This is a genomic window from Leucobacter muris, from assembly GCF_004028235.1.
GTDB lineage: Bacteria > Actinomycetota > Actinomycetes > Actinomycetales > Microbacteriaceae > Leucobacter > Leucobacter muris.
This window is the reverse complement of the sequence record NZ_CP035037.1, coordinates 1,670,247-1,694,079: the sequence shown is the minus strand read 5'-3', so window position 1 is coordinate 1,694,079 and position 23,833 is coordinate 1,670,247. Positions and strand designations below refer to the sequence as shown.

Annotated in this window: 22 protein-coding genes, 7 tRNA genes and 1 pseudogene; 8 read left to right on the top strand and 22 right to left on the bottom strand. The window is 69.7% G+C overall.

Features of this window, described 5'->3' with window-relative positions; translation table 11 throughout:
* Positions 1-10: 10 nt before the first annotated feature.
* The 5 genes from clpX to Leucomu_RS07970 form a co-directional block, all read right to left on the bottom strand.
* Positions 11-1,282: an ATP-dependent Clp protease ATP-binding subunit ClpX gene (clpX, locus tag Leucomu_RS07990; RefSeq protein WP_017884725.1), complete on the bottom strand. Its 1,272-nt coding sequence runs from the start codon at positions 1,280-1,282 to the stop codon at positions 11-13.
* 145 nt (positions 1,283-1,427) lie between these two features.
* Complete coding sequence (locus Leucomu_RS07985) at positions 1,428-2,066, bottom strand: ATP-dependent Clp protease proteolytic subunit (RefSeq protein ID WP_017884726.1); 639 nt, start codon at positions 2,064-2,066, stop codon at positions 1,428-1,430.
* A gap of 27 nt (positions 2,067-2,093) precedes the next feature.
* Positions 2,094-2,678 (bottom strand): ATP-dependent Clp protease proteolytic subunit, encoded by a 585-nt coding sequence (locus Leucomu_RS07980; protein ID WP_017884727.1) that lies wholly within the window; start codon positions 2,676-2,678, stop codon positions 2,094-2,096.
* A gap of 167 nt (positions 2,679-2,845) precedes the next feature.
* A complete protein-coding gene (gene tig, locus Leucomu_RS07975) occupies positions 2,846-4,204 on the bottom strand; it encodes a trigger factor (protein WP_017884728.1) in 1,359 nt (452 codons plus the stop codon).
* A gap of 51 nt (positions 4,205-4,255) precedes the next feature.
* Positions 4,256-4,333: transfer RNA gene (locus tag Leucomu_RS07970), tRNA-Pro, on the bottom strand.
* A gap of 189 nt (positions 4,334-4,522) precedes the next feature.
* On the opposite strand from Leucomu_RS07970, the gene Leucomu_RS07965 reads away from it, so the two are divergent.
* The gene (locus tag Leucomu_RS07965; protein ID WP_128386873.1) at positions 4,523-5,167 is read left to right on the top strand and encodes a phosphoribosyltransferase; all 645 of its coding nucleotides are present in this window, start codon (positions 4,523-4,525) and stop codon (positions 5,165-5,167) included.
* 372 nt (positions 5,168-5,539) lie between these two features.
* Here the strand turns inward: Leucomu_RS07965 and Leucomu_RS07960 are convergent.
* The 9 genes from Leucomu_RS07960 to recO all read right to left on the bottom strand — a co-directional run bounded on the left by Leucomu_RS07960 (position 5,540) and on the right by recO (position 13,299).
* Positions 5,540-5,610, bottom strand: a tRNA-Gly gene (locus Leucomu_RS07960).
* A gap of 77 nt (positions 5,611-5,687) precedes the next feature.
* Positions 5,688-6,245: a gamma carbonic anhydrase family protein gene (locus Leucomu_RS07955; protein ID WP_128386872.1), complete on the bottom strand. Its 558-nt coding sequence runs from the start codon at positions 6,243-6,245 to the stop codon at positions 5,688-5,690.
* A gap of 55 nt (positions 6,246-6,300) precedes the next feature.
* A tRNA-Asn gene (locus Leucomu_RS07950) sits at positions 6,301-6,373 on the bottom strand.
* 89 nt (positions 6,374-6,462) lie between these two features.
* Complete coding sequence (locus Leucomu_RS07945; protein WP_017884731.1) at positions 6,463-7,311, bottom strand: ABC transporter ATP-binding protein; 849 nt, start codon at positions 7,309-7,311, stop codon at positions 6,463-6,465.
* Between the two features lie 11 nt (positions 7,312-7,322).
* Positions 7,323-9,194 carry a DNA primase gene (gene dnaG / locus Leucomu_RS07940; protein WP_128386871.1) on the bottom strand — a complete coding sequence of 624 codons (1,872 nt, stop codon included), beginning with the start codon at positions 9,192-9,194 and terminating at the stop codon, positions 7,323-7,325.
* A 98-nt stretch (positions 9,195-9,292) separates the two neighbouring features.
* The gene (locus Leucomu_RS07935) at positions 9,293-10,552 is read right to left on the bottom strand and encodes a deoxyguanosinetriphosphate triphosphohydrolase (protein WP_017882491.1); all 1,260 of its coding nucleotides are present in this window, start codon (positions 10,550-10,552) and stop codon (positions 9,293-9,295) included.
* Positions 10,545-11,741: a tRNA dihydrouridine synthase DusB gene (gene dusB, locus Leucomu_RS07930; protein ID WP_128386870.1), complete on the bottom strand. Its 1,197-nt coding sequence runs from the start codon at positions 11,739-11,741 to the stop codon at positions 10,545-10,547. Before dusB ends, Leucomu_RS07935 begins: the two co-directional genes overlap by 8 nt.
* 36 nt (positions 11,742-11,777) lie before the next feature.
* The gene (locus Leucomu_RS07925) at positions 11,778-12,566 is read right to left on the bottom strand and encodes an isoprenyl transferase (RefSeq protein WP_017882493.1); all 789 of its coding nucleotides are present in this window, start codon (positions 12,564-12,566) and stop codon (positions 11,778-11,780) included.
* A gap of 10 nt (positions 12,567-12,576) precedes the next feature.
* A complete protein-coding gene (gene recO / locus Leucomu_RS07920; protein ID WP_128386869.1) occupies positions 12,577-13,299 on the bottom strand; it encodes a DNA repair protein RecO in 723 nt (240 codons plus the stop codon).
* A gap of 34 nt (positions 13,300-13,333) precedes the next feature.
* Between recO and Leucomu_RS15940 the strand changes: the two are divergent.
* The 3 genes and pseudogenes from Leucomu_RS15940 to Leucomu_RS15930 form a co-directional block, all read left to right on the top strand.
* Positions 13,334-13,648, top strand: a pseudogene (locus tag Leucomu_RS15940) (TRIC cation channel family protein); the annotation flags it as partial.
* A 51-nt stretch (positions 13,649-13,699) separates the two neighbouring features.
* Entirely contained in the window at positions 13,700-13,990 is a 291-nt protein-coding gene (locus tag Leucomu_RS15935) for a trimeric intracellular cation channel family protein (protein ID WP_407656658.1), read from the top strand.
* Complete coding sequence (locus Leucomu_RS15930; RefSeq protein ID WP_407656639.1) at positions 13,945-14,292, top strand: hypothetical protein; 348 nt, start codon at positions 13,945-13,947, stop codon at positions 14,290-14,292. The genes Leucomu_RS15935 and Leucomu_RS15930 overlap by 46 nt, the downstream gene beginning before the upstream one ends.
* Before the next feature lie 83 nt (positions 14,293-14,375).
* Here Leucomu_RS15930 and Leucomu_RS07910 read toward each other — a convergent pair whose 3' ends face one another.
* The 7 genes from Leucomu_RS07910 to Leucomu_RS07880 all read right to left on the bottom strand — a co-directional run bounded on the left by Leucomu_RS07910 (position 14,376) and on the right by Leucomu_RS07880 (position 20,933).
* On the bottom strand, positions 14,376-15,431 hold the full coding sequence (locus tag Leucomu_RS07910) for a 2,3-butanediol dehydrogenase (RefSeq protein ID WP_128386868.1): 1,056 nt from the start codon (positions 15,429-15,431) through the stop codon (positions 14,376-14,378).
* 220 nt (positions 15,432-15,651) lie between these two features.
* On the bottom strand, positions 15,652-16,254 hold the full coding sequence (gene ruvC, locus Leucomu_RS07905; protein ID WP_017882497.1) for a crossover junction endodeoxyribonuclease RuvC: 603 nt from the start codon (positions 16,252-16,254) through the stop codon (positions 15,652-15,654).
* Positions 16,255-16,332: 78 nt separating this feature from the next.
* Positions 16,333-17,097 carry a YebC/PmpR family DNA-binding transcriptional regulator gene (locus Leucomu_RS07900; RefSeq protein ID WP_017882498.1) on the bottom strand — a complete coding sequence of 255 codons (765 nt, stop codon included), beginning with the start codon at positions 17,095-17,097 and terminating at the stop codon, positions 16,333-16,335.
* 52 nt (positions 17,098-17,149) lie between these two features.
* Positions 17,150-17,653 (bottom strand): HIT family protein, encoded by a 504-nt coding sequence (locus Leucomu_RS07895; RefSeq protein WP_081611553.1) that lies wholly within the window; start codon positions 17,651-17,653, stop codon positions 17,150-17,152.
* Between the two features lie 41 nt (positions 17,654-17,694).
* Positions 17,695-19,617: a threonine--tRNA ligase gene (thrS, locus tag Leucomu_RS07890; RefSeq protein ID WP_228407374.1), complete on the bottom strand. Its 1,923-nt coding sequence runs from the start codon at positions 19,615-19,617 to the stop codon at positions 17,695-17,697.
* Positions 19,618-19,775: 158 nt separating this feature from the next.
* A tRNA-Val gene (locus tag Leucomu_RS07885) sits at positions 19,776-19,848 on the bottom strand.
* A 116-nt stretch (positions 19,849-19,964) separates the two neighbouring features.
* Entirely contained in the window at positions 19,965-20,933 is a 969-nt protein-coding gene (locus tag Leucomu_RS07880; protein WP_228407373.1) for a hypothetical protein, read from the bottom strand.
* Positions 20,934-21,184: 251 nt separating this feature from the next.
* Between Leucomu_RS07880 and Leucomu_RS07875 the strand changes: the two genes are divergently transcribed.
* The 3 genes from Leucomu_RS07875 (at position 21,185) to Leucomu_RS07865 (ending at position 21,475) form a co-directional block, all read left to right on the top strand.
* Positions 21,185-21,260 (top strand) — tRNA-Gly (locus tag Leucomu_RS07875).
* 45 nt (positions 21,261-21,305) lie between these two features.
* A tRNA-Cys gene (locus Leucomu_RS07870) sits at positions 21,306-21,376 on the top strand.
* A gap of 27 nt (positions 21,377-21,403) precedes the next feature.
* Positions 21,404-21,475: transfer RNA gene (locus Leucomu_RS07865), tRNA-Val, on the top strand.
* 109 nt (positions 21,476-21,584) lie between these two features.
* Here Leucomu_RS07865 and Leucomu_RS07860 read toward each other — a convergent pair.
* Positions 21,585-22,901, bottom strand: a complete 1,317-nt coding sequence (locus Leucomu_RS07860; protein WP_128386865.1) for an aspartate aminotransferase family protein — start codon at positions 22,899-22,901, stop codon at positions 21,585-21,587.
* A gap of 169 nt (positions 22,902-23,070) precedes the next feature.
* Between Leucomu_RS07860 and Leucomu_RS07855 the strand changes: the two genes are divergently transcribed.
* Positions 23,071-23,751 carry a GntR family transcriptional regulator gene (locus Leucomu_RS07855; RefSeq protein WP_128386864.1) on the top strand — a complete coding sequence of 227 codons (681 nt, stop codon included), beginning with the start codon at positions 23,071-23,073 and terminating at the stop codon, positions 23,749-23,751.
* Positions 23,752-23,833: the final 82 nt, after the last annotated feature.

Below are 23,833 nucleotides of genomic sequence, written 5' to 3'. Positions count from 1 at the left end.
CCGCGGCGCCTTAGGCGCTCTCGCGGCCCCGGCGCGACTGCAGCACCCGCGGCGCCGCGTCGCCCAGCACCGACTCCCGGGTGACGATCACCTTCGTGACGTCGCCGTCGGAGGGCACCTCGAACATCACCGGCCCGAGCAGGCTCTCGAGAATGGCGCGCAAGCCTCGGGCGCCCGTCTTGCGTGCGACGGCCTGCTCGGCGATCGCCTCGAGCGCGGCGTCTTCGAATTCGAGGTCGACGCCGTCGATCTCGAACATGCGCTGGTACTGCTTGACGAGCGCGTTGCGGGGCTCGGTGAGGATGCGGGTGAGCGCCGACACGTCGAGCGGGTCGACCGTGGCCACGACGGGCAGGCGGCCGATGAACTCGGGGATGAGGCCGAACTTGTGCAGGTCTTCGGGCTGCACCTCGGCGAACAGACGATCGTCGTCGCGCTTGCTCGCGACCGGCGAGCCGAAGCCGATGCCGCCCTTGCCGAGCCGGGAGCCGATGATCTCTTCGAGGCCCGCGAAGGCGCCGGCGACGATGAAGAGGATGTTGGTGGTGTCGAGCTGCAGGAACTCTTGGTTGGGGTGCTTGCGGCCCCCCTGCGGCGGGATCGAGGCGACGGTGCCCTCGAGGATCTTGAGCAGCGCCTGCTGCACGCCCTCTCCCGAGACGTCGCGGGTGATCGAGGGGTTCTCGGCCTTGCGCGAGATCTTGTCGATCTCGTCGATGTAGATGATGCCGGTCTCGGCGCGCTGCACGTCGAAGTCTGCGGCCTGCAGCAGCTTCAGCAGGATGTTCTCGACGTCTTCGCCGACATAGCCCGCCTCGGTGAGCGCCGTCGCGTCGGCGACGGCGAAGGGTACACCCAGCTGACGCGCGAGGGACTGGGCGAGGTAGGTCTTGCCGCAGCCCGTCGGGCCGATCAGCAGGATGTTCGACTTGGCGATCTCGACCTGCTCGGATGCCGTATCGGCGCTCGTGAGGGCAGAGGCGGCGCGCACCCGCTTGTAGTGGTTGTAGACGGCCACGGCGAGCGACTGCTTGGCCCGATCTTGACCGATCACGTACTCGTCGAGGAACTCGGCGATCTCGCGGGGCTTGTGCAGCGTGAAATCTGAGGGCTCGGCGCTCTGGTGCTCGGCCATGCGCTCTTCGATGATCTCGTTGCAGAGCGCGACGCACTCGTCGCAGATGTAGATCTGCGGGCCGGCGATGAGCTGCTGCACCTGCTTCTGCGACTTGCCGCAGAAGGAGCACTTGAGCAGCTCGCTGCTTTCGCCGATTCTCGCCATGCGGGGGCTCCTTCACACTCGAACGGAAACGAGACACTCAGAGACTATCCGGGACCACTGACATTCACGGGTGGGGCGCGCCGTGGCGGGCCCCTCGAGGGGCCCGCCGGCCGCAGCACGAGGGCTGCGGCCGGCGATCCTTCGACTACTGGGAGATGACCGGCTGCGGGTTCTTGCGGCTGGTCAGCACCTGATCCACGAGCCCGTACTCGAGGGCCTCCTGGGCGCTGAGGATCTTGTCGCGATCGATGTCGCGGTTGACCTCCTCGATGCTGCGCTTCGAGTGCTTCGAGAGGGTCTCCTCGAGCCACTCGCGCATGCGGAGGATCTCGCGGGCCTGGATCTCGATGTCCGAAGCCTGCCCGTGGCCCGCCTGACCGGTCGAGGGCTGGTGGATCAGCACGCGCGCGTTGGGCAGCGCCAGCCGCTTGCCCGGCGTGCCGCCCGCGAGCAGCACGGCAGCGGCCGAGGCCGCCTGCCCGAGGCACACCGTCTGCACGTGCGGACGAATGTACTGCATCGTGTCGTAGATCGCCGTCATCGCGGTGAACGAACCGCCCGGCGAGTTGATGTACATGGTGATGTCGCGCTCGGGATCCTGGCTCTCGAGCACGAGCAGCTGGGCCATCACGTCGTCGGCCGACGCATCGTCCACCTGCACGCCGAGGAAGATGATGCGATCCTCGAAGAGCTTGGCGTAGGGGTCCTGGCGCTTGTACCCGTAGGCGGTGCGCTCCTCGAAGGAGGGCAGCACGTAGCGGGAGCTGGGCATCTCGATCTTCATATGGCCTTCGTTCACTTTCTCTCGCGCCTACCGGTTCGTGCCGCCGCCGCCGACCACGTCGGCCGCCGAGTCGCGGATGAAGTCGACGAAGCCGTACTCGAGTGCCTCATCAGCGGTGAACCAGCGGTCGCGATCGCCGTCCTCGTTGATCTGCTCGACCGTCTTGCCGGTCTGCGCCGCCGTGATCTCGGCGAGGCGGTTCTTCATCGACGTGATGAGCTGGGCCTGCGTCTGGATGTCGCTCGCGGTGCCGCCGAAGCCGCCGTGCGGCTGATGCAGCAGCACGCGCGCGTTCGGGGTGATGTACCGCTTGCCCCGCGTGCCCGCGGTCAGCAGGAACTGCCCCATCGAGGCGGCCATACCGATGCCCACGGTGACGATGTCGTTCGGCACGAACGACATCGTGTCGTAGATCGCCATGCCCGCGGTGATCGAGCCGCCGGGCGAGTTGATGTAGAGGTAGATGTCGGCCTCGGGATCCTCGGCGGCGAGCAGCAGGATCTTCGCGCAGATCTCGTTCGCGTTGTCGTCGCGAACCTCTGATCCGAGCCAGATGATGCGATCCTTCAGCAGGCGTTCGAACACGCTGTTCGGTGGCGTCTGTTCTGCCATTCGGTGCTCCTTCGTAGTTGCTTGATTCGAGCGTATCGACTCGATCCGGATCCGGTGGCCGTGTTCGCCCTAGGCGTGTTCGGGCGCAGAGACGGAAAACCCCCGGGCCGCTGGTGAACAGCCGCCCGGGGGAATCCGCACATCACCGCGTTGCGATGAGCGACGCGTTACTTCTCGTCGGCCTCCTCGGCCGCCTCGACGATCTCCTCGGCCTCTTCGACGACCTCGGCCGCAGCCTCGTCCTCGGAGTCGACCGCGGTGAACTCGCTCAGATCGACGGCGTTGCCGGACCGGTCGACGACCTTGGCCTTGCCGAGCGCGATGGCGAGGGCCTTGTTGCGGGTGACCTCGCCCAGGATGACGCCCATCTGGTTGCCCTGGCTGATTGCCTGCAGGAACTGCGTGGGCTCCATGCCGTACTGCTGCGCCGACTGGAAGATGTACTGCGACAGCTCGTTCTGCGTGGGCGTGACGCCCTCGGCCTCGACGATCGCGTCGAGCAGCAGCTGCAGCTGGATCTGCTGCTCGGCCGACTTGCGCACCTCGGCGCGGTGCTCGTCGTCGTCCAGGCGGCCCTCGCCCTCGAGGTGGCGGTGCACCTCGTCCTCGACGAGTTCCTCGGAGACCGGGATGCCGGCCTGCTCGATGAGAGTCTCGGTGAAGAGGTCGCGAGCCTGCTGGCCCTGCGCGAAGACCGAGGCGCGGCCCACCTGATCCTTCAGGCTCTCGCGCAGCTCGGCGATGGTGTCGAACTCGCTCGCCAGCTGGGCGAACTCGTCGTCGGCCTCGGGAAGCTCGCGCTCCTTGACGGCGGTGAGGGTGACCTCGACCTCGGCGTCCTGCCCCTCGTGCTCGCCGCCCAGCAGCTGCGAGGTGAAGGTGGTGGACTCGCCCGCGGTGAGGGTCTCGATGGCCTCGTCGGTGCCGGCGAGCAGGTTGCCCGCGCCGACCTCGTACGACACGCCGCTCGCCTGATCGACCTCGTTGCCGTCGATCTTGGCGGTGAGATCGAGCTCGACGAAGTCGCCCTGCTTGGCCGGGCGGTCGACCGTCACGAGGGTGCCGAAGCGCTCGCGCAGCTTGGTCAACTCGGCTTCGACCGCCTCGTCGTCGATCTCGGCGTCGTCGACGGTCAGCTCGATGCCGTCGTACTCGGGCAGGGTGAACTCTGGGCGCACCTCGACCTCGAAGACCAGCACGAGGGTGCTCTCCGGATCCTGCGCGTCGAGCCACTTCTCGACGTCGGCGGTGGGGCGGCCCATGGGGCGCTCATCGGCCTCGGCGAGAGCGGCCTGGTAGAAGTCGTCGAGCGAGGCGTTGACGGCCTCCTGCACGACGGCCTCGCGGCCGACGCGCTGGTCGATGATCGGCGCGGGCACCTTGCCCTTGCGGAAACCGGGGATCGAGACCTGCTCGGCGATGGTCTTGTACGCCTGCTTGAGGTACGGCTCCAGTTCGTCGAGCGTGACCTCGACGCTCAGCTTGGCGCGGGTCGGAGTGAGCTTCTCAGCGGTCGTCTTCGGCAATTTGGCCTCTCATCGTCGGAATGTCGTGCTGCTTCTCGGGCCGGGTGACCCTGGTCGGGGCGACAGGATTCGAACCTGCGACCTCCCGCTCCCAAAGCGGGCGCTCTAGCCAAGCTGAGCTACGCCCCGAAACCGGTAGGTTTCACGGTCGAGACGCGCGAAAGCGCGCAACCCGAGCAAGTCTAGCCGAATCTGCCCGGGAACATGCATCCCCGCGATGGGAGGGAGCGCCCGGCGGAACGCGGGATCCGGCCGCCTCCGGGCGCGCCCTTGACGCGCACGGTCCTCGCGGGTAGACCGGAGGAAGGGGTGAGAATCATGCGAGTCCTTCAGGACCGGATCGAGGCCGGCCGTCTGCTCGGCGAGCGGCTCGCGGAGGAGTACGCCGGCACCGACACCGTGGTGCTCGGGCTGCCCCGGGGCGGGGTGCCCGTGGCCGCCGAGGTGGCCCGCAGGATCCGGGCGCCGCTCGACGTGCTGGTCGTGCGCAAGCTCGGGGTGCCGCACCACGAGGAGGTGGCGATGGGCGCCGTCGGCGAGGAGGGCGCGATCGTGCGCAACACCGGGGTGCTCGGATCGGCGGGTGTCTCCGCGGTCGAGTTCGAGCGCTCCGAGAGGCGCGAACGGGCCGAGGTGGCGCAGCGCATCTGGCGCTTCCGAGGCGGGCGGGAGCCGGTGCCGCTCGACGGGCGCACCGCGATCGTCGTCGACGACGGCATGGCGACGGGCGCGACGGCGGCCGTCGGGTGCCGGATCGCGCGGGCGCGCGGGGCGGCGCGGGTGGTACTGGCGGTTCCGGTGGCGCCGCCCGATGCCCTCGCGGTCTTCGACGCGGCAGACGACGTCGTCTGCCTGTCTGCTCCGGCGGGGTTCATGGCGGTCGGCCAGTACTACGTCGACTTCGCGCAGGTCGAGGACGAGGAGGTCGTGCGGCTGCTGGGCGAGGCCCGGGAGCAGCCTTAGACGCCGAAGCGCCGACTCCGAGGCGCCGACTCCGAGGCCTCGACAGCCCCCATCCGCACCGATCGACGTTCAAGCACCTCGAACGGCGAGAACCGGGTGCTCGAGCGTCGATCGGTGCTCGGAGAAGCGCCTCGGCGGCGGTGCCGGGTGCTCGGGGGCCCGACGGCGCCGAAACACGAAACCCTCCACCGAAGTGGAGGGTTTCTGCGGAGGGGCTGACGGGAATCGAACCCCGGCCGGCCGCTTGGGGCAACGCGCCAGCGTTGCGCGGCCACGCCGCTGGCGCCGCCCTCGGCGCCAGTTCCGGGTTCTCGAAGATTCCCGACGGCGCCGAAACACGAAACCCTCCACCGAAGTGGAGGGTTTCTGCGGAGGGGCTGACGGGAATCGAACCCGCGTAACCAGTTTGGAAGACTGGGGCTCTACCATTGAGCTACAGCCCCGAGCTGCGAGCAGCACGGGTGTGCCGGAGCACCTCACCGATCATAGTGCATGGCGGGCGGCGCTTCGCACATCCGGGTCACGGCGCGCGCGTCGCGCTGCGGTGGTGCTCGGTGTAGTCGGCGTAGACCTCGGCGTTCTGCCGCACGGCCTCGCGGTCGGCGTCGCGCAGCTCGCGCACGACGCGGCCCGGGATGCCGGAGACGAGCGAGTGCGGCGGGATCACGGTCGACTGGGGCACGAGCGCGCCGGCCGCGATGAGGGATCCCTCCCCCACCACCGCGCCGCTGAGCACGGTGGAGTTCATGCCGATGAGGCAGCCGTTCTCGATCACCGCGCCGTGCACGACGGCGTTGTGCCCGATCGAGACGTCGTCGCCGATGAGCGCCGCCCCGCCGTCGCCGCGCTGCGTGTGGATGACGACCCCGTCCTGCACGTTGCTGCGCGCGCCGATGCGCACGGAGTTCGAGTCGCCGCGCACGACGGCGTTGTACCAGATGCTCGACTGCTCGCCCACCACGACGTCGCCGACGACCGCGGCACCGGGCGCGATCCACGCCGAAGGGTGCACACGGGGAGCGCCGTAGGGCTCGACCGGGATGATGCTGCCGTGGTGGTCGGGGTGCTGCTCGCCCATCGCGTCCTCCTTCGGATAGCAGAAAGCCCTCACCGTGCAGGTGAGGGCTTGTTTGCTCCCCCGGCTGGGCTCGAACCAGCGACATCCTGATTAACAGTCAAGCGCTCTGCCAACTGAGCTACAGGGGATCATTGCCGCAGCAACCCCTCTATGTTAGCAAGCGCGATTGTGGCGGTGCAAATCGGTGCGGGGCCCCCGGGCGAGGCGCGTCGAGCCGCTACTCCTCGGCGATCTCGTCGTACGCGGTGGCCCGCAGCGCCTGCGCGAGCTGCTGAACGTAGCCGTGATCCGCGTGCCTGAAGATCTCGTTGATGTCGCCCTGCCCCACGACGCGGCCGTGCTGCATGACGAGCACCTCCTGCACGAGCGCCTCGAGCATGCCGATGTCGTGGCTGATGAGCAGCATGGTGGCGTCGGTGCGCTCGCGGTACCAGCGCAGCAACTCGACGATCTTGGGCCGGTTGTTGGCGTCGACGCCGAGCGTGGGCTCATCGGCGATGAGGAGCGCCGGATCGAGCATGAGCGAGCGCATCACGGCGACGCGCTGGCGCTGGCCCTTCGAGAGCTCGTAGGGGTACTCCTGCAGTTTCGCGAGCGGCAGGGCGACGATGTCCATCATCTCGGCGATGCGCTCGCCGAGCGCTTCGCGATCGAAGTGCTTGCTGCGCTCGACGATGGGTTCGAAGAGGATGTCGCCCACGTTGAGCTCGGGGGTGAGCGTCGCCCCTGCATCCTGTGCCAGGTGGCCGACGTACGCGGTGAGCCGCGAACGGGTGCGGCGGCTGAGGCGCCGCATGGGCACGTCGAACACCGTGGCGGCGCCGCCGGTGAGCTTGATGCGGGCGGCCTTCTCGCCCGCATCGGCGGCGCGGCCGGCGAGGAACCGGGTGAGCGTGGACTTGCCGGATCCGCTCTCGCCGAGCAGCGCGACGACCTCCCCGCGGGCGACCTCGAAGCTCACCCCCTCGACTGCTTGGAACTCGCGCCCGCCGGCGTGAGCCGGGTAGGCGAGCGAGAGGTCGGAGACCTGTACCGTCGGGTCGGCGTCGAGTACCGGGTGTGCCATGGTTGACGATCCTACTCCTCGCGCAGCCCCCGACGCGCCGCTTCGAGCGCGACGAGCTGCTGCTGGATGCGTCGTGCCCCGGGATCAGAGGCGTCGCCGATGCGCTGATGACGCGCGAGCAGCTCCTGCTTGAGGGCGAGCAGATCTCGGTCGAGCAGCGAGATCACCACGTCGCGGGCGTAGGCCGCGATGAGTTCGGGCCTGCGCTGCGGCATGGGGGCGATCGCGAGCTCGCGCGCGAGCCCGCGGTGACTCTCGGGGGCGGACTCGAGCACGGTGTCGAGCCAGCCCGGCGTCCCGAGGGCGGGCAGCGCCGTGGCGATCGCGTCGCGCACGACCCGCAGGTTCGGCTCGCGCACCTGGGCCGTGACGGCCTGCTGCAGCAGATCCGAGCCGACGGCCTCGCCCTGCTGCAGCATCGCCATGAGCGCGTCGCGCTCGAGCCAGGTCGTGGGGGCGTTGCGCAGCGAGGAGAGGCCGATGCGGGGGCGCTCCGGCTCGGGCGGTGCGTCGCCCCAGGGCTGCTGGGGCGCGGGCTGGGGCCCGTATTCGCCGCGGCCGCGCGGGTTTCGCTCCACCGTGCGCACCGCCTGCTGCACCTCCGCGAGCTCGCTGCCGAGCATGCGGGCGAGCTCGCGCGTGTAGCCCGGGCGCAGGGAGGGGTCCTTGATCTCGGCGATGATGGGTGCGGCGGCGCGCAGCGCGTTCACCCGGCCCTCGACGCTGTTGAGGTCGAAGCGCGAGACCGCCTGGCGCAGCGCGAACTCGAAGAGCGGCGTCTTGCGGGTGAAGAGCTCGCGCACCGCCTCGTCGCCGCGGTGCAGCCGCAGGTCGCAGGGATCGAGGCCCCCGGGGGCGACGGCCACGTAGGTCTGCGCCGTGAACCGCTTCTCCTCGCTGAACGCCCGCAGCGCGGCCTTCTGCCCTGCCTCGTCGGGGTCGAACGTGAACACGACCTCGGCAGCGGCGTCGTCGCCCATGATGCGGCGCAGCACCGCGATGTGATCCTTGCCGAACGCCGTGCCACAGGTCGCGACCGCGGCCTCCTCGCCCGCGAGATGGCAGGCCATCACGTCGGTGTAGCCCTCGACCACGACCGCGCGCTTGCCGCGCGAGATCGCCTTCTTGGCGAGGTCGAGCCCGTACAGCACCTGAGACTTGTGGTAGACGGGCGACTCGGGCGTGTTGAGGTACTTCGGCCCGTTGTCGTCGTCGTAGAGCTTGCGGGCGCCGAAACCGAGGGTCTGGCCGCTCGTGTCGCGGATCGGCCACACCACGCGCCCGCGGAAGCGGTCGTAGACCCCGCGCTGGCCCTCGGAGACGAGGCCGGCCTGCGAGAGCTCCTGCGGTGTGAAACCCTGCTTCCGCAGGTGGTCGGTGAGGTGGTTCCAGCCGCGGGGCGCGTAGCCGACGCCGAAGCGCTCGCAGGCCGCGGGGTCGAAGCCGCGCTGCGAGAGGAACTCGCGCCCCGCCGCACCCTCCTCGCTCGCGAGCTGGGAGACGTAGAACGCGGCGGCCGCCTGGTTCGCCGCGAGCAGCCGGGCCCGGTTCGGTCCGTCCTGGCGCCGCTCGCCGCCCTCCTCGTAGGTGAGCACGTAGTGGATGCGGGCCGCGAGGCGCTCGACCGACTCGGAGAAGGTCAGGTGATCCATCCGCTGCAGGAAGGTGAAGGCGTCACCGGACTCGCCGCAGCCGAAGCAGTGGTAGTAGCCGAGCGCCGGCCGCACGTGGAAGCTGGGGCTGCGCTCGTCGTGGAAGGGGCAGAGGCCCTTCATCGAGTCGATTCCGGCGTTCTTCAGGGTGACGTAGTCTCCCACGAGATCGGCGAGATTGGTGCGGCGCTTCACTTCCTCGATGTCGCTCGCCCGGATCCGCCCTGCCATAGTGTCAGAGTCTAGTCTCGCCGGCCGCTTCGGGTCTCGCGCGACCGTCGCGGGACCGTCGAAGCCTCGTCACGGCGGCGCCACGTCGGCACCCGGCGCTAGGCCAGGGGCGCGTCGCACAGGCGCTTGTACCAGGCGATCGCCGACTGGTCGGTGAGCGAGGCCACCTGATCGACCACGGCGCGCCTGGCGGTCGCCTCGTCGGGCGCGGCGCGGAGATCCGCGGCGTAGGCGGGCTCGAGTTCGTGCGCGCCGGTCTCCCACAGGGTGTGCAGCAGCTCGATCAGCAGGCCGCGCTGGCGGCGGTAGGTCGGCTGGCGACGGCCGCTCTGCATCACGAACGCGGCGACCACACCCTTGAGCACCGCGATCTCGGCTCGGATCTCGCGCGGCACGACCACGTCGGCGCCGTAGCGCGCGAGCGGGCGCCCGTCGGCTTCCTCGAGCGTCGCGCCGATCGCGACGCGGGCGAAACGGCCGATCATGTCGCTCGTGAAGTTCTTGAGCTTGGCCTGATCGCGCCGGGAGCCGTCCCAGCGGGTGAGCCAGTTCTCGCTCTCGGACATGCGGTCGAACGCGGCTCCCAGCTCGTCGGCGTCGAAGCTGCCCCCCGCCCACTCCGCGACGGCGCGGATGAGCGCGCCGTGCCCGGAACGGGCGGTGAGGAACTGCGGATCGATGTGCTCGGCCACGATCGCGTCCTCGAAGTCGTGCACCGAGTAGGCGATGTCGTCGGAGAGATCCATCACCTGCGCCTCCACGCACTTGCGGCGCTGGGGCGCGTCCAGCCGCAGCCACTCGAACACCGGAGCGTCGTCGGCGAAGTAGCCGAACTTCGCGCTGCCCGGTTCGGCCTCGGAGAGCGCCCACGGGTACTTGCAGCTCGCGTCGAGCGTGGCGCGCGTCAGGTTGAGGCCCACGCTCTCGCCATCGGGCGCGAAGTGCTTCGGCTCGAGGCGGGTGAGGATGCGCAGCGTCTGCGCGTTGCCCTCGAAACCGCCGAAGCCGGTCATCCACTCGTTCAGAGCCTTCTCGCCGTTGTGGCCGAACGGCGGGTGCCCGAGGTCGTGCGCGAGGCAGGCCGTGTCGACGACGTCCTGCGAGACGCCGAGGGCGACCGCCAGCTCGCGGCCGATCTGCGCCACCTCGAGCGAGTGCGTGAGGCGGTTGCGCGCGAAGTCGACGCCGGCGGTCGGGCTCAGCACCTGCGTCTTCGCTGCGAGGCGCCGCCACCCGCTCGAGTGCAGCACGCGTGCCCGATCCCGGGCGAAGTCGCTGCGGTGGCCGCCGTGATGCTCGGGCACGAAGCGCTCGGCGTCGACGGCCGCGTAGCCCGCCGGGAGCGCGGGATCAGCCACCGTCGGATCCCCCGTCGGTGCGCTCGGCCTCGGCGACGACCGCGCGGGCGGCGCTGTCGGTCGTGCGGCTGTCGAGCCAGCCGTCGGGCAGGTGGACGCGCTTGGGGCTGCCCGCCCGGCCGCGCTGCCCCTCGGCGCCCTCGCCCGGGTAGGGCATCGAGGCGTCCATCGTCGCGAAGATCTCGTCCATCTGCTCGAGCGACTCGACGGCCGCGAGAGCTCGGCGGGTGTCGCCGCCCACCCCGTAGCCCTTGTAGTACCACGCGACGTGCTTGCGGATGTCGCGGCAGGCGCGATCTTCTTCGCCGTCGAAGAACTCGACGAGCAGTTCGGTATGGCGACGCATCGCGTCCATCACGAAACCGAGCGGCGGCCGCGCCATCGAGGCCTCGGCCTCTTCGCGGCTGATCTCGCCCGCCTCGGCGCGGAACGCGGCGGCCAGATCGCCGAACAGCCACGGCCGCCCCAGGCAGCCGCGGCCGACCACGACGCCGTCGCAGCCGGTCTCGCGCACCATGCGGATCGCGTCCTCGGCGGACCAGATGTCGCCGTTGCCGAGGATCGGCACGCTAGTGATCGTCTGCTTGAGCGTCGCGATCGCATCCCAGTCGGCGTGCCCCGAGTAGAACTCGTTGGCGGTGCGGCCGTGCAGCGCTATCGCCGCCACGCCCGCCTGCTCCGCCGCCCTCGCCGCGTCGAGGTAGGTGAGGTGATCGGGGTCGATGCCCTTGCGCATCTTGACGGTGAGCGGAATGTCGCCCGCGGCCTGCACGGCGCCCGTGACGATCGCGTCGAAGAGGTCGCTCTTCCACGGCAGGGCGGAGCCGCCGCCCTTGCGGGTCACCTTGGGCACGGGGCAGCCGAAGTTGAGGTCGATGTGGTCGGCGAGATCCTGATCGACGAGGAAGCGCACCGCCTCGGACACCGTCTTCGGATCGACCCCGTAGAGCTGGATCGAGCGGGGCGTCTCGCTCTCGTGGTGCTTGATGAGGCGCAGCGACGCGGGCGTGCGCTCGACGAGGGCGCGGCTCGTGATCATCTCGCTCACGTACAGACCCGCGCCGTACTCGCGGCAGAGTCGGCGGAAAGCGGTGTTCGTGATGCCGGCCATGGGCGCGAGCACCACGGGCACGTCGAGTTCGAGCGGGCCGATGCGCAGGCGCGAGCCGGTCAGAGTCTGGGAAGTCATATCGGCCCCATTCTCTCATCACTCGGCGAGGCCGCGTCAGCCCTCCGCGGTCGGCTGGTCGACGGCGCCGCCGAAGCGGCGGTCGCGCGCGTGATAGATCTGGATCGCGCGCCACAGCTCCCGCCGCCCGAAATCCGGCCAGAGCGTGTCGAGGAACACCATCTCGGCGTACGCCGACTGCCACAGCATGAAGTTGCTGATGCGCTGCTCCCCCGAGCTGCGCAGGAACAGATCCACGTCCGGCAACTCCGGCACGTAGAGGTGGCGCTCGATCGTGCGCTCCGTGATGCCGCGCGAGCTCAGCCGCCCCGCCTCGACCTCCGCCGCGACCGCCCGCACCGCGTCGGTGAGCTCGTTGCGGCCCCCGTAGTTGACGCACATGGTGAGCGTGAGGCCGGTGTTCTGGGCCGTCGCGCGCTCGGACGCCTTCAACTCGCTGATCACCGACCCCCAGAGCCTGGGTCTGCGGCCGGCCCAGCGCATGCGCACGTTCCACGCGTCGAGCTGGGCGCGGCGGCGGCGCAGCACGTCGCGGTTGAAGCCCATCAGGAAGCGCACCTCGTCGGGCGAACGGCGCCAGTTCTCGGTCGAGAACGCGTACACGCTCAGGTGCTTCACGCCCGCCTGGATCGCGCCGGCCACCACGTCGAGCAGCGCCTGCTCCCCCATGCGGTGCCCCTCGACGCGGGGCAGCCCCCGACGGTTCGCCCATCGCCCGTTGCCGTCCATGACGATCGCGACGTGCTGCGGAGCGGGTCCGGCGAACGCGGGCGGCTGCTCGCCGGTCCAGTCGACCGGGACGAGGCTGTCGGGGGCGTGATGCATGGGGGAAAGTCTATTGGCGCGAGGATCCGAACGCCCGCAGCCCGCGCTCGAGGTGGAACTGCGTGTAGGCCGCCGCGATCCCGGCCGCCTGGCCGCGCTCCCGCTCTCCGCTCGCGAGCGCGGCGTCCCAGTCTCCGGCGAGCAGCGCGGCGAGCAGCGAGACCGAGCCCGGATCGAGCCGCGGCGAGCCCGGCAGCCGGCAGTTCTCGCAGGTCACCCCGCCGAGCTGCACCGCGACCGCGGTGTGCGGCCCGGGGGCGCCGCAGTTCACGCACGCGTCGAAACCGGGCGTCCACCCCGCGAGGCTCATCGCCCGCAGCAGGTAGCCGTCGCGCACGAGATCGGCCGGGATCTTCGCCGCGGCGAGCGTGCGCAGCGCCCCCACCAGCAGCGCGTACTGCTCGCGCGACGGGGCCCCCTCGGCCAGGCGCTCGGCGGTCTCGACCATCACGCTGCCCGCGCGGTAGCGATCGTAGTCGGAGCTGATCGCGGGCCCGTAGGCGCCCAGCGTCTCGGCCTGCGTGATGGTGTCGAGCGTGCGCCCCTCGAAGCACTGGATGTCGGCCACCATGAAGGGCTCGAGCCGCGCACCGAACTTCGACGAGGTGCGGCGCACGCCCTTCGCGACGGCGCGCAGCAGGCCCCGTCCGCGCGTGAGCAGCGTGACGATGCGGTCGGCCTCGCCCAGCTTGTGGGTGCGCAGCACGACGCCTTCTTCGCGGTAGAGGGGCACCCGACCATTGTCGCACCCGGCGGTCGTCCGCCGGGTGCCGGCGAGTCGGGATCGCGCCCGCATCCGCGATCCGCGATCCGCCGGGATCCCGGCCGCTCCCCGCCCCGCCGCCGAGGACGCCCTGCGCCGGGCCGGGCGAGTGCGCGAGAATGGACGGGTGCTCGACCAGACGTTCCAGACGCCGCTCGCCGCCGACCTCGTCGCGGTGGCCGCCGGCAGTCTGCAGGGCGCCCTCTTCGCGGCGGGCTTCAAGCGCATCGACCTGCTCGGCGTCGCGTTCATCGGCGTGGCGACCGGCATCGGGGGCGGCCTGCTGCGCGATATGCTGCTCGGCACGACGCCCGCCGCGTTCTCGAACAACCTCTACCTGATCGTGTCGATCGGCGCCGCGCTGCTCGGCATGCTGCTGCCCCGCGTGTTCCGCCGCCTCGACCCGTTCATCTCGCTGCTCGACGCGATCGGCATCGGCATGTTCGGCGCCATCGGCACCACGAAGGCGCTCGCGATGGGGTTGCCGATCGTGCCCTCCCTCTTCATCGGCGTGGTCTCCGCCGTCGGCGGCGGCGCGCTGCGCGACGTGATGCTCAACCTGCCGATCGCCGTGATGCACGTCGGGTCGCTCTACGCGGTCGCGAGCCTGGTGGGGTGTCGGTGCTCACCGTGCTGCTGGCCTTCGACGTGCCGGTCGTGATCTGCGGCGTCGTGTGCGTGGTCGTGACGACGGCCGTGCGGCTGCTCGCCGTGCGCTTCGGGTGGAGCCTGCCTGAGCAGCGCGCCCTCAGCCGGGTCAAGCTGCGCCGCCAGCGCCAGGTCGAGCAGGTCATCGACGAGGCCCTGCAGACGGGCGCCATCACGCTGCCGATCGTGCTGCCCGATCCCGATCCCGCTGCCGCCCACGACACCGACGACGCTCCCTCCGCCGCCGACGACGCCGGCGATGACTCCGAAGCCGGCGGGCCGCCGCCCGGCCGGCCCCGCCGGCCCCGCCGGTAGGCGCCCCGACGCGCGAAGGGGCGGCACCGCCTCCGCGATGCCGCCCCTTCGCCGCTGCGGGCTCCGCCGCGGGTCTCGTCGCCCTACGGGTGCACGATGATCTTCACCGCGGTCTCGTTGCGATTGATGAGGGTGTCGAAACCCTCGTCGATCAGGTCGTCGAGGGCGATGCGGCCCGTGATGAACGGCTCGAGATCCACCTTGCCCTCCTGCACGAGTTTGATCGTCGCGGCGTGGTCGCGCACGTACGCGATCGTGCCGCGCAGGTCGATCTCCTTGAGCACGAGCTTCTGCATGTCGAGCTGGGCGGGCTTGCCCCAGATCGAGACGTTCACGATCACGCCGGTCGGCTTCACCGCGTCGAACAGCTGATCGAGCACCGCGTTGACGCTGGTGCACTCGAACGCCACGTCGGCGCCGAAGCCCCCGGTGATCTCGCGCACGCGGGCGATGAGATCCTCTTGCGAGGGATCGATGACGTGATCGGCCACGCCGGTCTCGCGCGCCTTCGCCTTGCGGGCGTCGCTCAGCTCGCTCATGATGACGGTCACACCCTCGGCCTTGAGCACCGCGGCCACGAGCAGCCCGATCGGGCCGGCGCCGCCCACGAGCGCGACATCGCCGGCGCTCGCGTCCGAGCGGCGAACCGCGTGGTGCGCGACCGACAGCGGCTCGATGAGCGCCGCCTGGTCGAGCGGGATGTCGCCGATCGGGTGCACCCAGCGGCGATCCACCACGATCTTCTCGCTCAGGCCGCCCCCGCCGCCCGCGAGGCCGATGAAGCCCATCTTCTCGCACAGGTGGTAGTTGCCGGCCCGGCAGGGGCCGCACTCGTCGCACACGAAGTACGGCTCGACCACGACCGAGTCTCCGACGGCGAGATCGGCGACCCCTTCGCCGAGGGCGCTCACCGTGCCCGAGAACTCGTGACCGAGGGTGACGGGCGACTCCTCGTGCGACAGCGGGTGCGGATGGCCCGGCGCGGGGCAGAAGATTGGGCCGTCGAGGTACTCGTGCAGGTCGGTGCCGCAGATGCCGCACCAGGCCACGTCGATGGCTACGGCGCCCGGCCGCAGCTCCGGCTCCGGTACCTCCTCGATCCGAATGTCCTTGCGTCCGTGGAAGCGTGCGGCTTTCATCTGGGTTCCCTCCTGATCGCGTGCGCACGGAACCCGAGACGACACCGGCCGATCGACGCCGGCCGCCGAGAGTTCCGTCTGGTGCTGGCCGAACCGGTCGATTCGGTCGCACTCGCCAGTCTACGCCGGTCGTCCGCGCGGAGTTCGGGATCGTGTGGCGCTCGACGGCCGCTCGGGATCGCGTGGCTCGCGGCCGGCCGGCATCGCCGAAGACGCGGGATCAGGACCGCGCGCCGCGCCGTCGTCCGAGCTTCGACTCGGCTTCGCGCCACGCGCGCTGCGCCGGCGTCTCGCCCCCCGGCGCCGCGGCCGAGCGATCGAAGCGCTCCATGCGCGTCGCGGCCCCGCCACGGCCCAGGTGCCAGGCGTGGGTGATCGCGAGTGCGAGCGCGTCGGCCGCGTCGGCGGGTTTCGGCGGGGCCGCCAACCCGAGCAACCGCGTGACCATGGTCGTCACCTGCGCCTTGTCGGCGCTGCCGTAGCCGGTCACCTGCGCCTTGACCTCGTTCGGGGTGTAGAGGGCGACCGGGATCCCGCGCTCCTCGGCGAGATACATGACCACGCCGCTGATCTGCGCGACGCCCATCACACTCGCCACGTTGTCCTGCGCGAACACGCGCTCCAGGGCGATGCCCGCCGGCTTCTCGCCGTCGAGCAGCCGCTCGATGCTCGAGCCGATGCGGTGGATCCTCTCGGGCAGCGGCCTGTCGGCGGCGCTGCGCAGCACCTCGACGTGCTCGAAGGCCACCTTGCGCGAGGCGCCGGCGGTCACGATGCCGACGCCGCAGCGGGTCAGGCCCGGGTCGATGCCGATAATGCGCATGCCGCTCCGTTCGTCGGGTTCGGGATCCCCGGGCCGGTGTCGCACCTGTCGGCGCGCCCGGCCCGGGCGGGTGATCCGCTACTCGTCGTGCTCGAGCTCGGCCTGCACCTCGGGCGACAGGTCGAAGTTCGAGAACACGTTCTGCACATCGTCGCTGTCCTCGAGGGCGTCGATGAGGCGGAACACCTTGCGCGCGGTGTCGGCGTCGATCTCGACCTTCAGGTTCGGCACGAACTCGACGTCCGCCGACTCGTAGTCGATGCCGGCGTCGACGAGCGCGGTGCGGGCGCCCACGAGGTCGCTCGCCTCCGTGAACACCTCGAACGACTCGCCGTTGGGGGTCGGCACGACCTCCTCGGCCCCGGCGTCGAGCACCGCCAGCAGCACGTCGTCCTCGGTGGTGTCGGCGGCCGGCACGGTGAGCACGCCCTTGCGAGCGAAGTTGTAGGCCACGCTGCCGGGATCTGCGAGGGTGCCGCCGTTGCGGCTGAGCGCCGTGCGCACTTCGGCGGCGGCCCGGTTCTTGTTGTCGGTGAGGCACTCGATCATCAGCGCCACGCCATTCGGGCCGTAGCCCTCGTACATGATCGTCGTGTACTCGACGGCGTCGCCCGTGAGGCCGGCGCCGCGCTTGATGGCGCGATCGATGTTGTCGCCGGGCACCGAGTTCTTCTTCGCCTTGTGCACGGCGTCGGCGAGGGCGGGGTTGCCCGAGAGGTCGGCGCCGCCGATGCGGGCGGCGACCTCGATCACCTTGATGTACTTCGCGAAGGCCTTCGCTCGACGCGAGTCGATGATCGCCTTCTTGTGCTTCGTGGTCGCCCACTTGGAGTGTCCGGACACGGGAGCTCCTGTTCCTGTCGGTTGAAGTTCAGTAGGTCATTCTAGGTTCGGCTCAGTCGGCCGGCCCAGGGTCGACCGGCCAGGCGGCCGCGATCGACGCGCGCACATCGCCGAGCAGCTGCGGCAGCGCCTTCGTCTTCGCGACGATCGGGAAGAAGTTGGCGTCCGAGGCCCAGCGGGGCACGATGTGCTGGTGCAGGTGCGCCGCGATCCCGGCGCCCGCGATCTGCCCCTGGTTCATGCCGAGGTTGAAGCCCTCGCACCCCATCACCTCGCGTGCCACGCGCATCGCGGTCTGGGTGAGGGCACCGATCTCGGCGACCTCCTCGGGGGTCGCCTCGTCGTACTGCGAGATGTGGCGGTACGGGCAGACCAGCATGTGCCCGTTGTTGTACGGGAACAGGTTGAGCAGCACGTAGGCGGTCTCGCCGCGCGCCACGATCAGCGCGTCCTCGTCGCTGCTCGCCGGAGCGGCGCAGAACGGACAGTCGCTGCGATCCGGCTGGTGGTGATCCTGCACGTAGACCATGCGGTGCGGCACCCAGAGCCGCTGCATGTCATCGGGGGTGCCGACGGCAGCGGTCTCGCGCAGCGACTCTACTCGGTCCACGCCGTCGACACCTGCTCGTGGGTCTCGATCGCGTGGACGATGCGCTCGATCGCCTCGTCGACGGGCACACCGTTCAACTGCGAGCCGTCGCGGAAGCGGAAGCTCACCGCGCCCGCCGCCCGATCGTCCTCGCCGGCGATGAGCTGGAACGGTACCTTCGCCTTCGTGTGCGTGCGGATCTTCTTCGGCATGCGATCGTCGCCGTGATCGACCTCGGCGCGCACGCCGCGCTCCCGCAGCCGCGCGACGACGCCGTCGAGGTACTCGCCGTACTGCTCGGCCACCGGGATGCCCACCACCTGCACGGGCGAGAGCCACACCGGGAACGCCCCCGCGTAGTGCTCGAGCAGGATCGCGAAGAAGCGCTCCACCGAGCCGAGCAGCGCGCGGTGGATCATCACCGGCTGCTTGCGGGTGCCGTCGTCCGCAGCGTATTCGAGTTCGAACAGCTCGGGCTGGTTGAAGTCGAGCTGCACGGTCGACAGCTGCCAGGTGCGGCCGATCGCGTCGCGGGCCTGCACCGAGATCTTCGGGCCGTAGAACGCCGCACCGCCGGGATCGGCGACGAGCTCGAGACCCGACTCCTCGCCCACCTCGCGCAGCGTCTGTTCGGCGACCGCCCACTGCTCCTCGGTGCCCACCGACTTCTCGGGATCCCGCGTCGAAAGCTCGAGGTAGAAGTCGTCGAGGCCGTAGGCGCGCAGCGTCGCGAACACGAACTCGAGCTGGCGCTTGATCTCGTCCTTCACCTGCTCGTCGGTGACGTAGATGTGCGCATCGTCCTGCGTGAGCCCGCGCACGCGGGTGAGACCCGACAGCGTGCCGCTCTTCTCGTAGCGGTACACCGTGCCGAACTCGGCGAGGCGCAGCGGCAGCTCGCGATAGCTGCGCGCACGCGCCCGGAAGATGAGGTTGTGGAACGGGCAGTTCATGGGCTTCAAGTAGTAGTCCTGGCCCTGCTTGACCACGTGGCCCTCGCCGTCGGTCACCTCGTCGAGGTGCATCGCCGGGAACATGCCCTCCTTGTACCAATTGAGGTGCTGGCTCGTCTCGAACAGCGTGCCCTTGGTGATGTGCGGGCTGTTGACCACCTCGTAGCCGTTCTTCAGCAGCTCGCTGCGCATGAACGTCTCGATCTCGTGGCGGATGATGCCGCCCTTCGGGTGGAACACCGCGAGACCCGAGCCGATCTCGTCGGGGAAGCTGAACAGGTCGAGCTCGACGCCCAGCTTGCGGTGGTCGCGCTTCGCGGCCTCCTCGAGACGGGTCTGGTACTCGCGCAACTCGTCCTTCGTGGGCCACGCCGTGCCGTAGATGCGCTGCAGCATCGGGTTCTTCTCGCTGCCGCGCCAGTAGGCGCCCGCCGAGCGCATGAGCGCCCAGCCGTTGCCGATCACCCGGGTGCTCGGCACGTGCGGGCCGCGGCACAGATCCTTCCAGCACAGCTCGCCGGTCTTCGGATCGACGTTGTCGTAGATGGTGAGCTCTGTTCCGCCGACCTCGACGCTCTCGTTGTCGGAGCCCTGATCCGCACCGCCCTTGAGGCCGATGAGTTCGAGCTTGTACGGCTCGTTCGCCAGCTCCTCGCGGGCCTCGGCCTCGGTCACCACACGGCGCACGAAGCGCTGCCCCTGCTTCACGATCTTCTGCATCTCGGACGAGATCGCCTTGAGATCTTCGGGGGTGAACGGCTCAGCCGGATCGAAGTCGTAGTAGAAGCCGTCGGTGATGGGCGGGCCGATGCCGAGCTTCGCCTCGGGGTTGATGCGCTGGACCGCCTGTGCGAGCACGTGCGCCGCGGAGTGGCGCAGAATGTTCAGCCCGTCCTGCGAGTCGATCGCGACCGGCTCGACCGTGTCCGTCTCGGTGACCGTCGCCGCGAGATCCTTGAGCTCGCCGTTGACGCGCATTGCGACGATCGAGCGATCGGTGAACAGGGAGAAGCCATCGGCCACTGGGGCACACTCCTTCGAGACGGAAGCACTAACCCCACGATTCTAATGGGTGAGGCGCCGCACCCCCTGAAACGACGGAGGCCCCCGATTGCTCGGGGGCCTCCGGCCTGCGGTGGGCGATACCAGACTCGAACTGATGACCTCTTCCGTGTGAAGGAAGCGCGCTACCAACTGCGCCAATCGCCCGCGTGATCCGGATCAGCGATCCGTGCCAACCCGAACGATAATACACGGATCGAGGGGCCTCCGTGCCACCCGCAGAGCGAACCGCGTGATCTCGCGGCTCGCACCCGCGCCGGGGCTCAATCGCTCGGGCGTGTCGTCACCGGGGCGAGGTCGCTGTTGAGCTGCTGGTCGAGTTCCGAGCTGAGCTCGCCCAACTGCTTGAGCTGCGCGCCGAGCCCGTTGTAGTAGTCGATGTCGGCCTGCAGCGTCGCGAGCGTCTGCTCGAGCGCATCCCGTCGCTGCGCGAGCTCGTCGCGAATGCGGTCGAACTCCTCGGGCGCGTCCGAGAACTCGTAGCGCTCGTTGCGGGCGCCGAACTCGGCGGCGTCCTCGTTGAAGCGCCGAACCTCGTCGTCGTACGCCGCCTTGCGCGCCTCGATGTCGCCCCGCAGCGCCGTCATCTCGGTCTCCAGGCTCTCGGCCTGCTGCTGCAGGTCGACGAACACCGAGTGGTACGTCTCGAAGATGTCCACGAGCGCACCCCGATCCTCGAACCACTGCGCATAGTGCTCCTCGAGCCAATCCGGCAGCTCGCGCACCTCCGTGCCGAGCACCGAGTGCAGCTCGTTCGCGAAGGCCGCCTCCGACAGGTGCTCGTACACCTCCATGCGCTCCCGCAGGCGCGGATCCTGCTCGGCCAGCTCCTCGTACGCCGTGCGCAGCCGCGGGGCGAGCATCGCACGGTCGCCCTCGCCCAGCCGCGCGTAGGTCGCGTGCAGCAGCTCGTGCGCGGCGGTGACCTCGACGATGCCCTCCACCCGATCATCGGTCACGTCGAACAGGTGGATGCGCTCGCCCGTGTAACAGCCGAGCACGTGGCCGTGCTCGGAATGATCGACCTCCGAGCACTGCTCGTTGAAGTTCTGACTGCCGTCGATCGTCGGCTGCGTCGCCAGGAACACGCGTTCACCCGACGAGGTGAGCGCGAGCTCCCCCATCACCTCCACCACCCGAGGATCCGGGTCGAACCCCGCCGCCGCGAAGTGATCGCGGATCTCCTGCCGGTGCGAGAACGCGAACACCGCGGCGGCGGCCACCAGCAGCACGCACAAGAGGCCGATCCCCCGTTTCAGAGCCGACCGCCCGCGCTTCCCCATGCAGATAACGCTAGCGGCACTCCACCCGCCGGGGGTGGATTACCGCCCCGAAAGACGACGAATGAAGAGAAAACGAGACAAAACCCAAGCGGGTGCAGGCGGCGCGCCCGGGCGTCCGGGCCTGATTTGCGTCGCACACCCGACCCGCATATAGTTGTTCAGGTCGCCACGGCAGCGGAAACGCGAAGCGGGGCGATCGTGCGGATGTAGCGCAGTTGGTAGCGCATCACCTTGCCAAGGTGAGGGTCGCGAGTTCGAGTCTCGTCATCCGCTCCAGTGGCCGAGTTCATCTCGGCCGCTTGTGGTGTCAACCACCACCACGGTGGCGTGGCCGAGAGGCGAGGCAGCGGCCTGCAAAGCCGTATACACGGGTTCGAATCCCGTCGCCACCTCGCCGTATAATTCAATAGCCTCAACAGGCGCGATTGGCGCAGCGGTAGCGCGCTTCCCTGACACGGAAGAGGTCACTGGTTCGATCCCAGTATCGCGCACGGCAAGGCCCCTCCTCGGAGGGGCCTTCTTCGTGCGTTCCCCCGGGATCTCGCGCAGTGCCCTCGCGGATCTCGCAAACGCTGGCGTGTGTGCCCTGAGAACTCGGTGCTACGCGCGCGTCTCGCGACGCAGCACCAGCTCGAGTTTTTCGAGCAGCAGGTCTGCGTGGTTCGAGGTGAACGGCAGCGGTGGGCGGATCTTGAGTGTGGCCGCGGCCGGGCCGGACGCGCTGATCAGCACTCCTTCGTCGCGCAGGGCGTTCACGACACGAGCCGCGAGTTCGGGGTCCGGGCTGAGCCCGGCGTCGCGGCTGCCCAGGTCGGCCGCCAGGAACAGTCCCGCACCGCGCACATCGGTGATGCGCTCGTAATCGCCCATGAGCGACTGCAGGCCCGAGAGCAGCTCTCCCCCGACCCTGGCGGCGTGTTCGACGAGGCCGTCCTGCTCGATCACGTCGAGCACGGCGGTGGCGGCGGCGATGCTCACCGGGTTGCCGCCGAACGTGTTGAAGTACCGCACCTCGGAGCCGAACCTCTCTTGCGCGGCGACCGTGCCGACGACTGCGGAGATGGGTACCCCGTTGCCCATCGGCTTGCCGAGCACGACGAGGTCGGGCACGATGCCGTGGCGTTGAAAGCCCCACCACTCACCGGTGCGCCCGAATCCGGGCTGCACCTCGTCGGCGATGTAGAGCCCCCCGGCATCGTGCACGGCCTGCACGACGGGGGCGAGGAACCCGGCGGGCTCGACCTGCACCCCGTCGCTCGAGAAGACCGAGTCGAGAATAACGGCTGCGACCCCGTGACCGCGTTCGTTGAGGTCGGCGATCGCGGCGCTCACGGAGTCGAGCAGCCGCGTTGCGACCTCGTGGGCAGGTGCGCGCGCGGTGTCGATCGATGGGATGAGCGCGACGTGGTCTCCGACCGGGTTGTTCGGTCCCAGCGACGGCGAGACTTGAGCGGCGGCGTGGGTCGTGCCGTGGTACGCGTGCTCGGTGACGATGAGACCCCGATTGCCGGTGCCGTACTGGGCGGTCCGGATCGCAAGATCGACCGCCTCGCTCCCCGTGCACGCGAAGGTCACCCGCTCGAGAGGGGCGGGAAACTTGGCGACGATGCGCTCGGCGTAGTCGACGACGGGGTCGGTGAGGTAGCGGGTGTGGGTGTTGAGCGTGGCGATCTGGGCGCCGACCGCTGCGGTGACCGCGGGATGACTGTGGCCGATGGCGGGAACGTTGTTGTACGCGTCGAGGTAGGCGCGGCCGTCCATGCCGCGCAGCCAGAGCCCCTCTGCGCTCTGCACCGCCACGGGTTCGCGGTAGAAGAGCCGGTAGGAGGGGCCGAGCACGCGGTCGCGACGGTCGAGCAGGCGTTGTGTGGCGGGGTCGAGCCCCGCCCCGGTCGCGGGATCGTATGCGTTCGCCATGTGAACTCCGGACTGCCTGCGCGTGGTGGCCACCGCAACTCCTCTCAGAATAATTGATCATCAATCATTGCCAGGGTGGCATGATTCCCTGCGGCCGTCAAGGCGAGCGCGCCCGGGTTGCTCACCACTTCGGATAAGGTGTTGCTCGAACTCCAGCGGAAGGCTCACTGTGACCGAGACGACATCCTCCACGCCGGCGGCGGCCGAACTTGCCGCAGGCCGCATCCGTGAAATGATCTTCGCGGGTTCGATCGCCCAGGGCTCGCGGCTGCGGGAGATCGCGCTCACCGAGATGCTCGGAGTGTCCCGCCGCACGGTGCGCGAGGCGCTCCTGCTGCTCGCGGAGCAGCGACTCGTCGTGCACGAACGGCACCGGGGCGCCATGGTGCGCACGTTCTCAGCGCGTGACGTTCGCGATCTCTACACGGTGCGCCGCACCTTCGAGCTGGAGGGCGCGCGCAACGCGCCCTTCGCCTCGGAGGAGGCCCGCATCCGGCTCACCGCCGCCTTCGAGAGGCTTCGCGAGGCTCTCCACGCCGGCGAATCCCGCCGCACGGTCGCCGCCGATCTGCAGTTCCACGGCGCCGTGGTCGGGCTCACGGGCAGCGACCGGCTCATGGGTTTCTACGAGCAGATGAGCGCGGAGATGGAGATGGTGCTCGTGATGATCCGCGATGACGAGGAAGAGCGCGGCGCCACGGCCGAGCAGCTGGTGAGCGAGCACCAGGTGATTCACGACTCGCTCATGGCGCGCAACGTGGTCGAGGCGCAGCGCGCGGTGCTCGCCCACATCGACATCTACGAGCAGCTCGTGCTCGAGATCCTCTCCGAGGCGACCCTCGCCGCGTAGCTTTGCCCATCATAGTGATCACCCTCGGGCGTCCCTTGTGTGTATATTGATCACCAATCATGGCTCAATGTTCACCGACGCA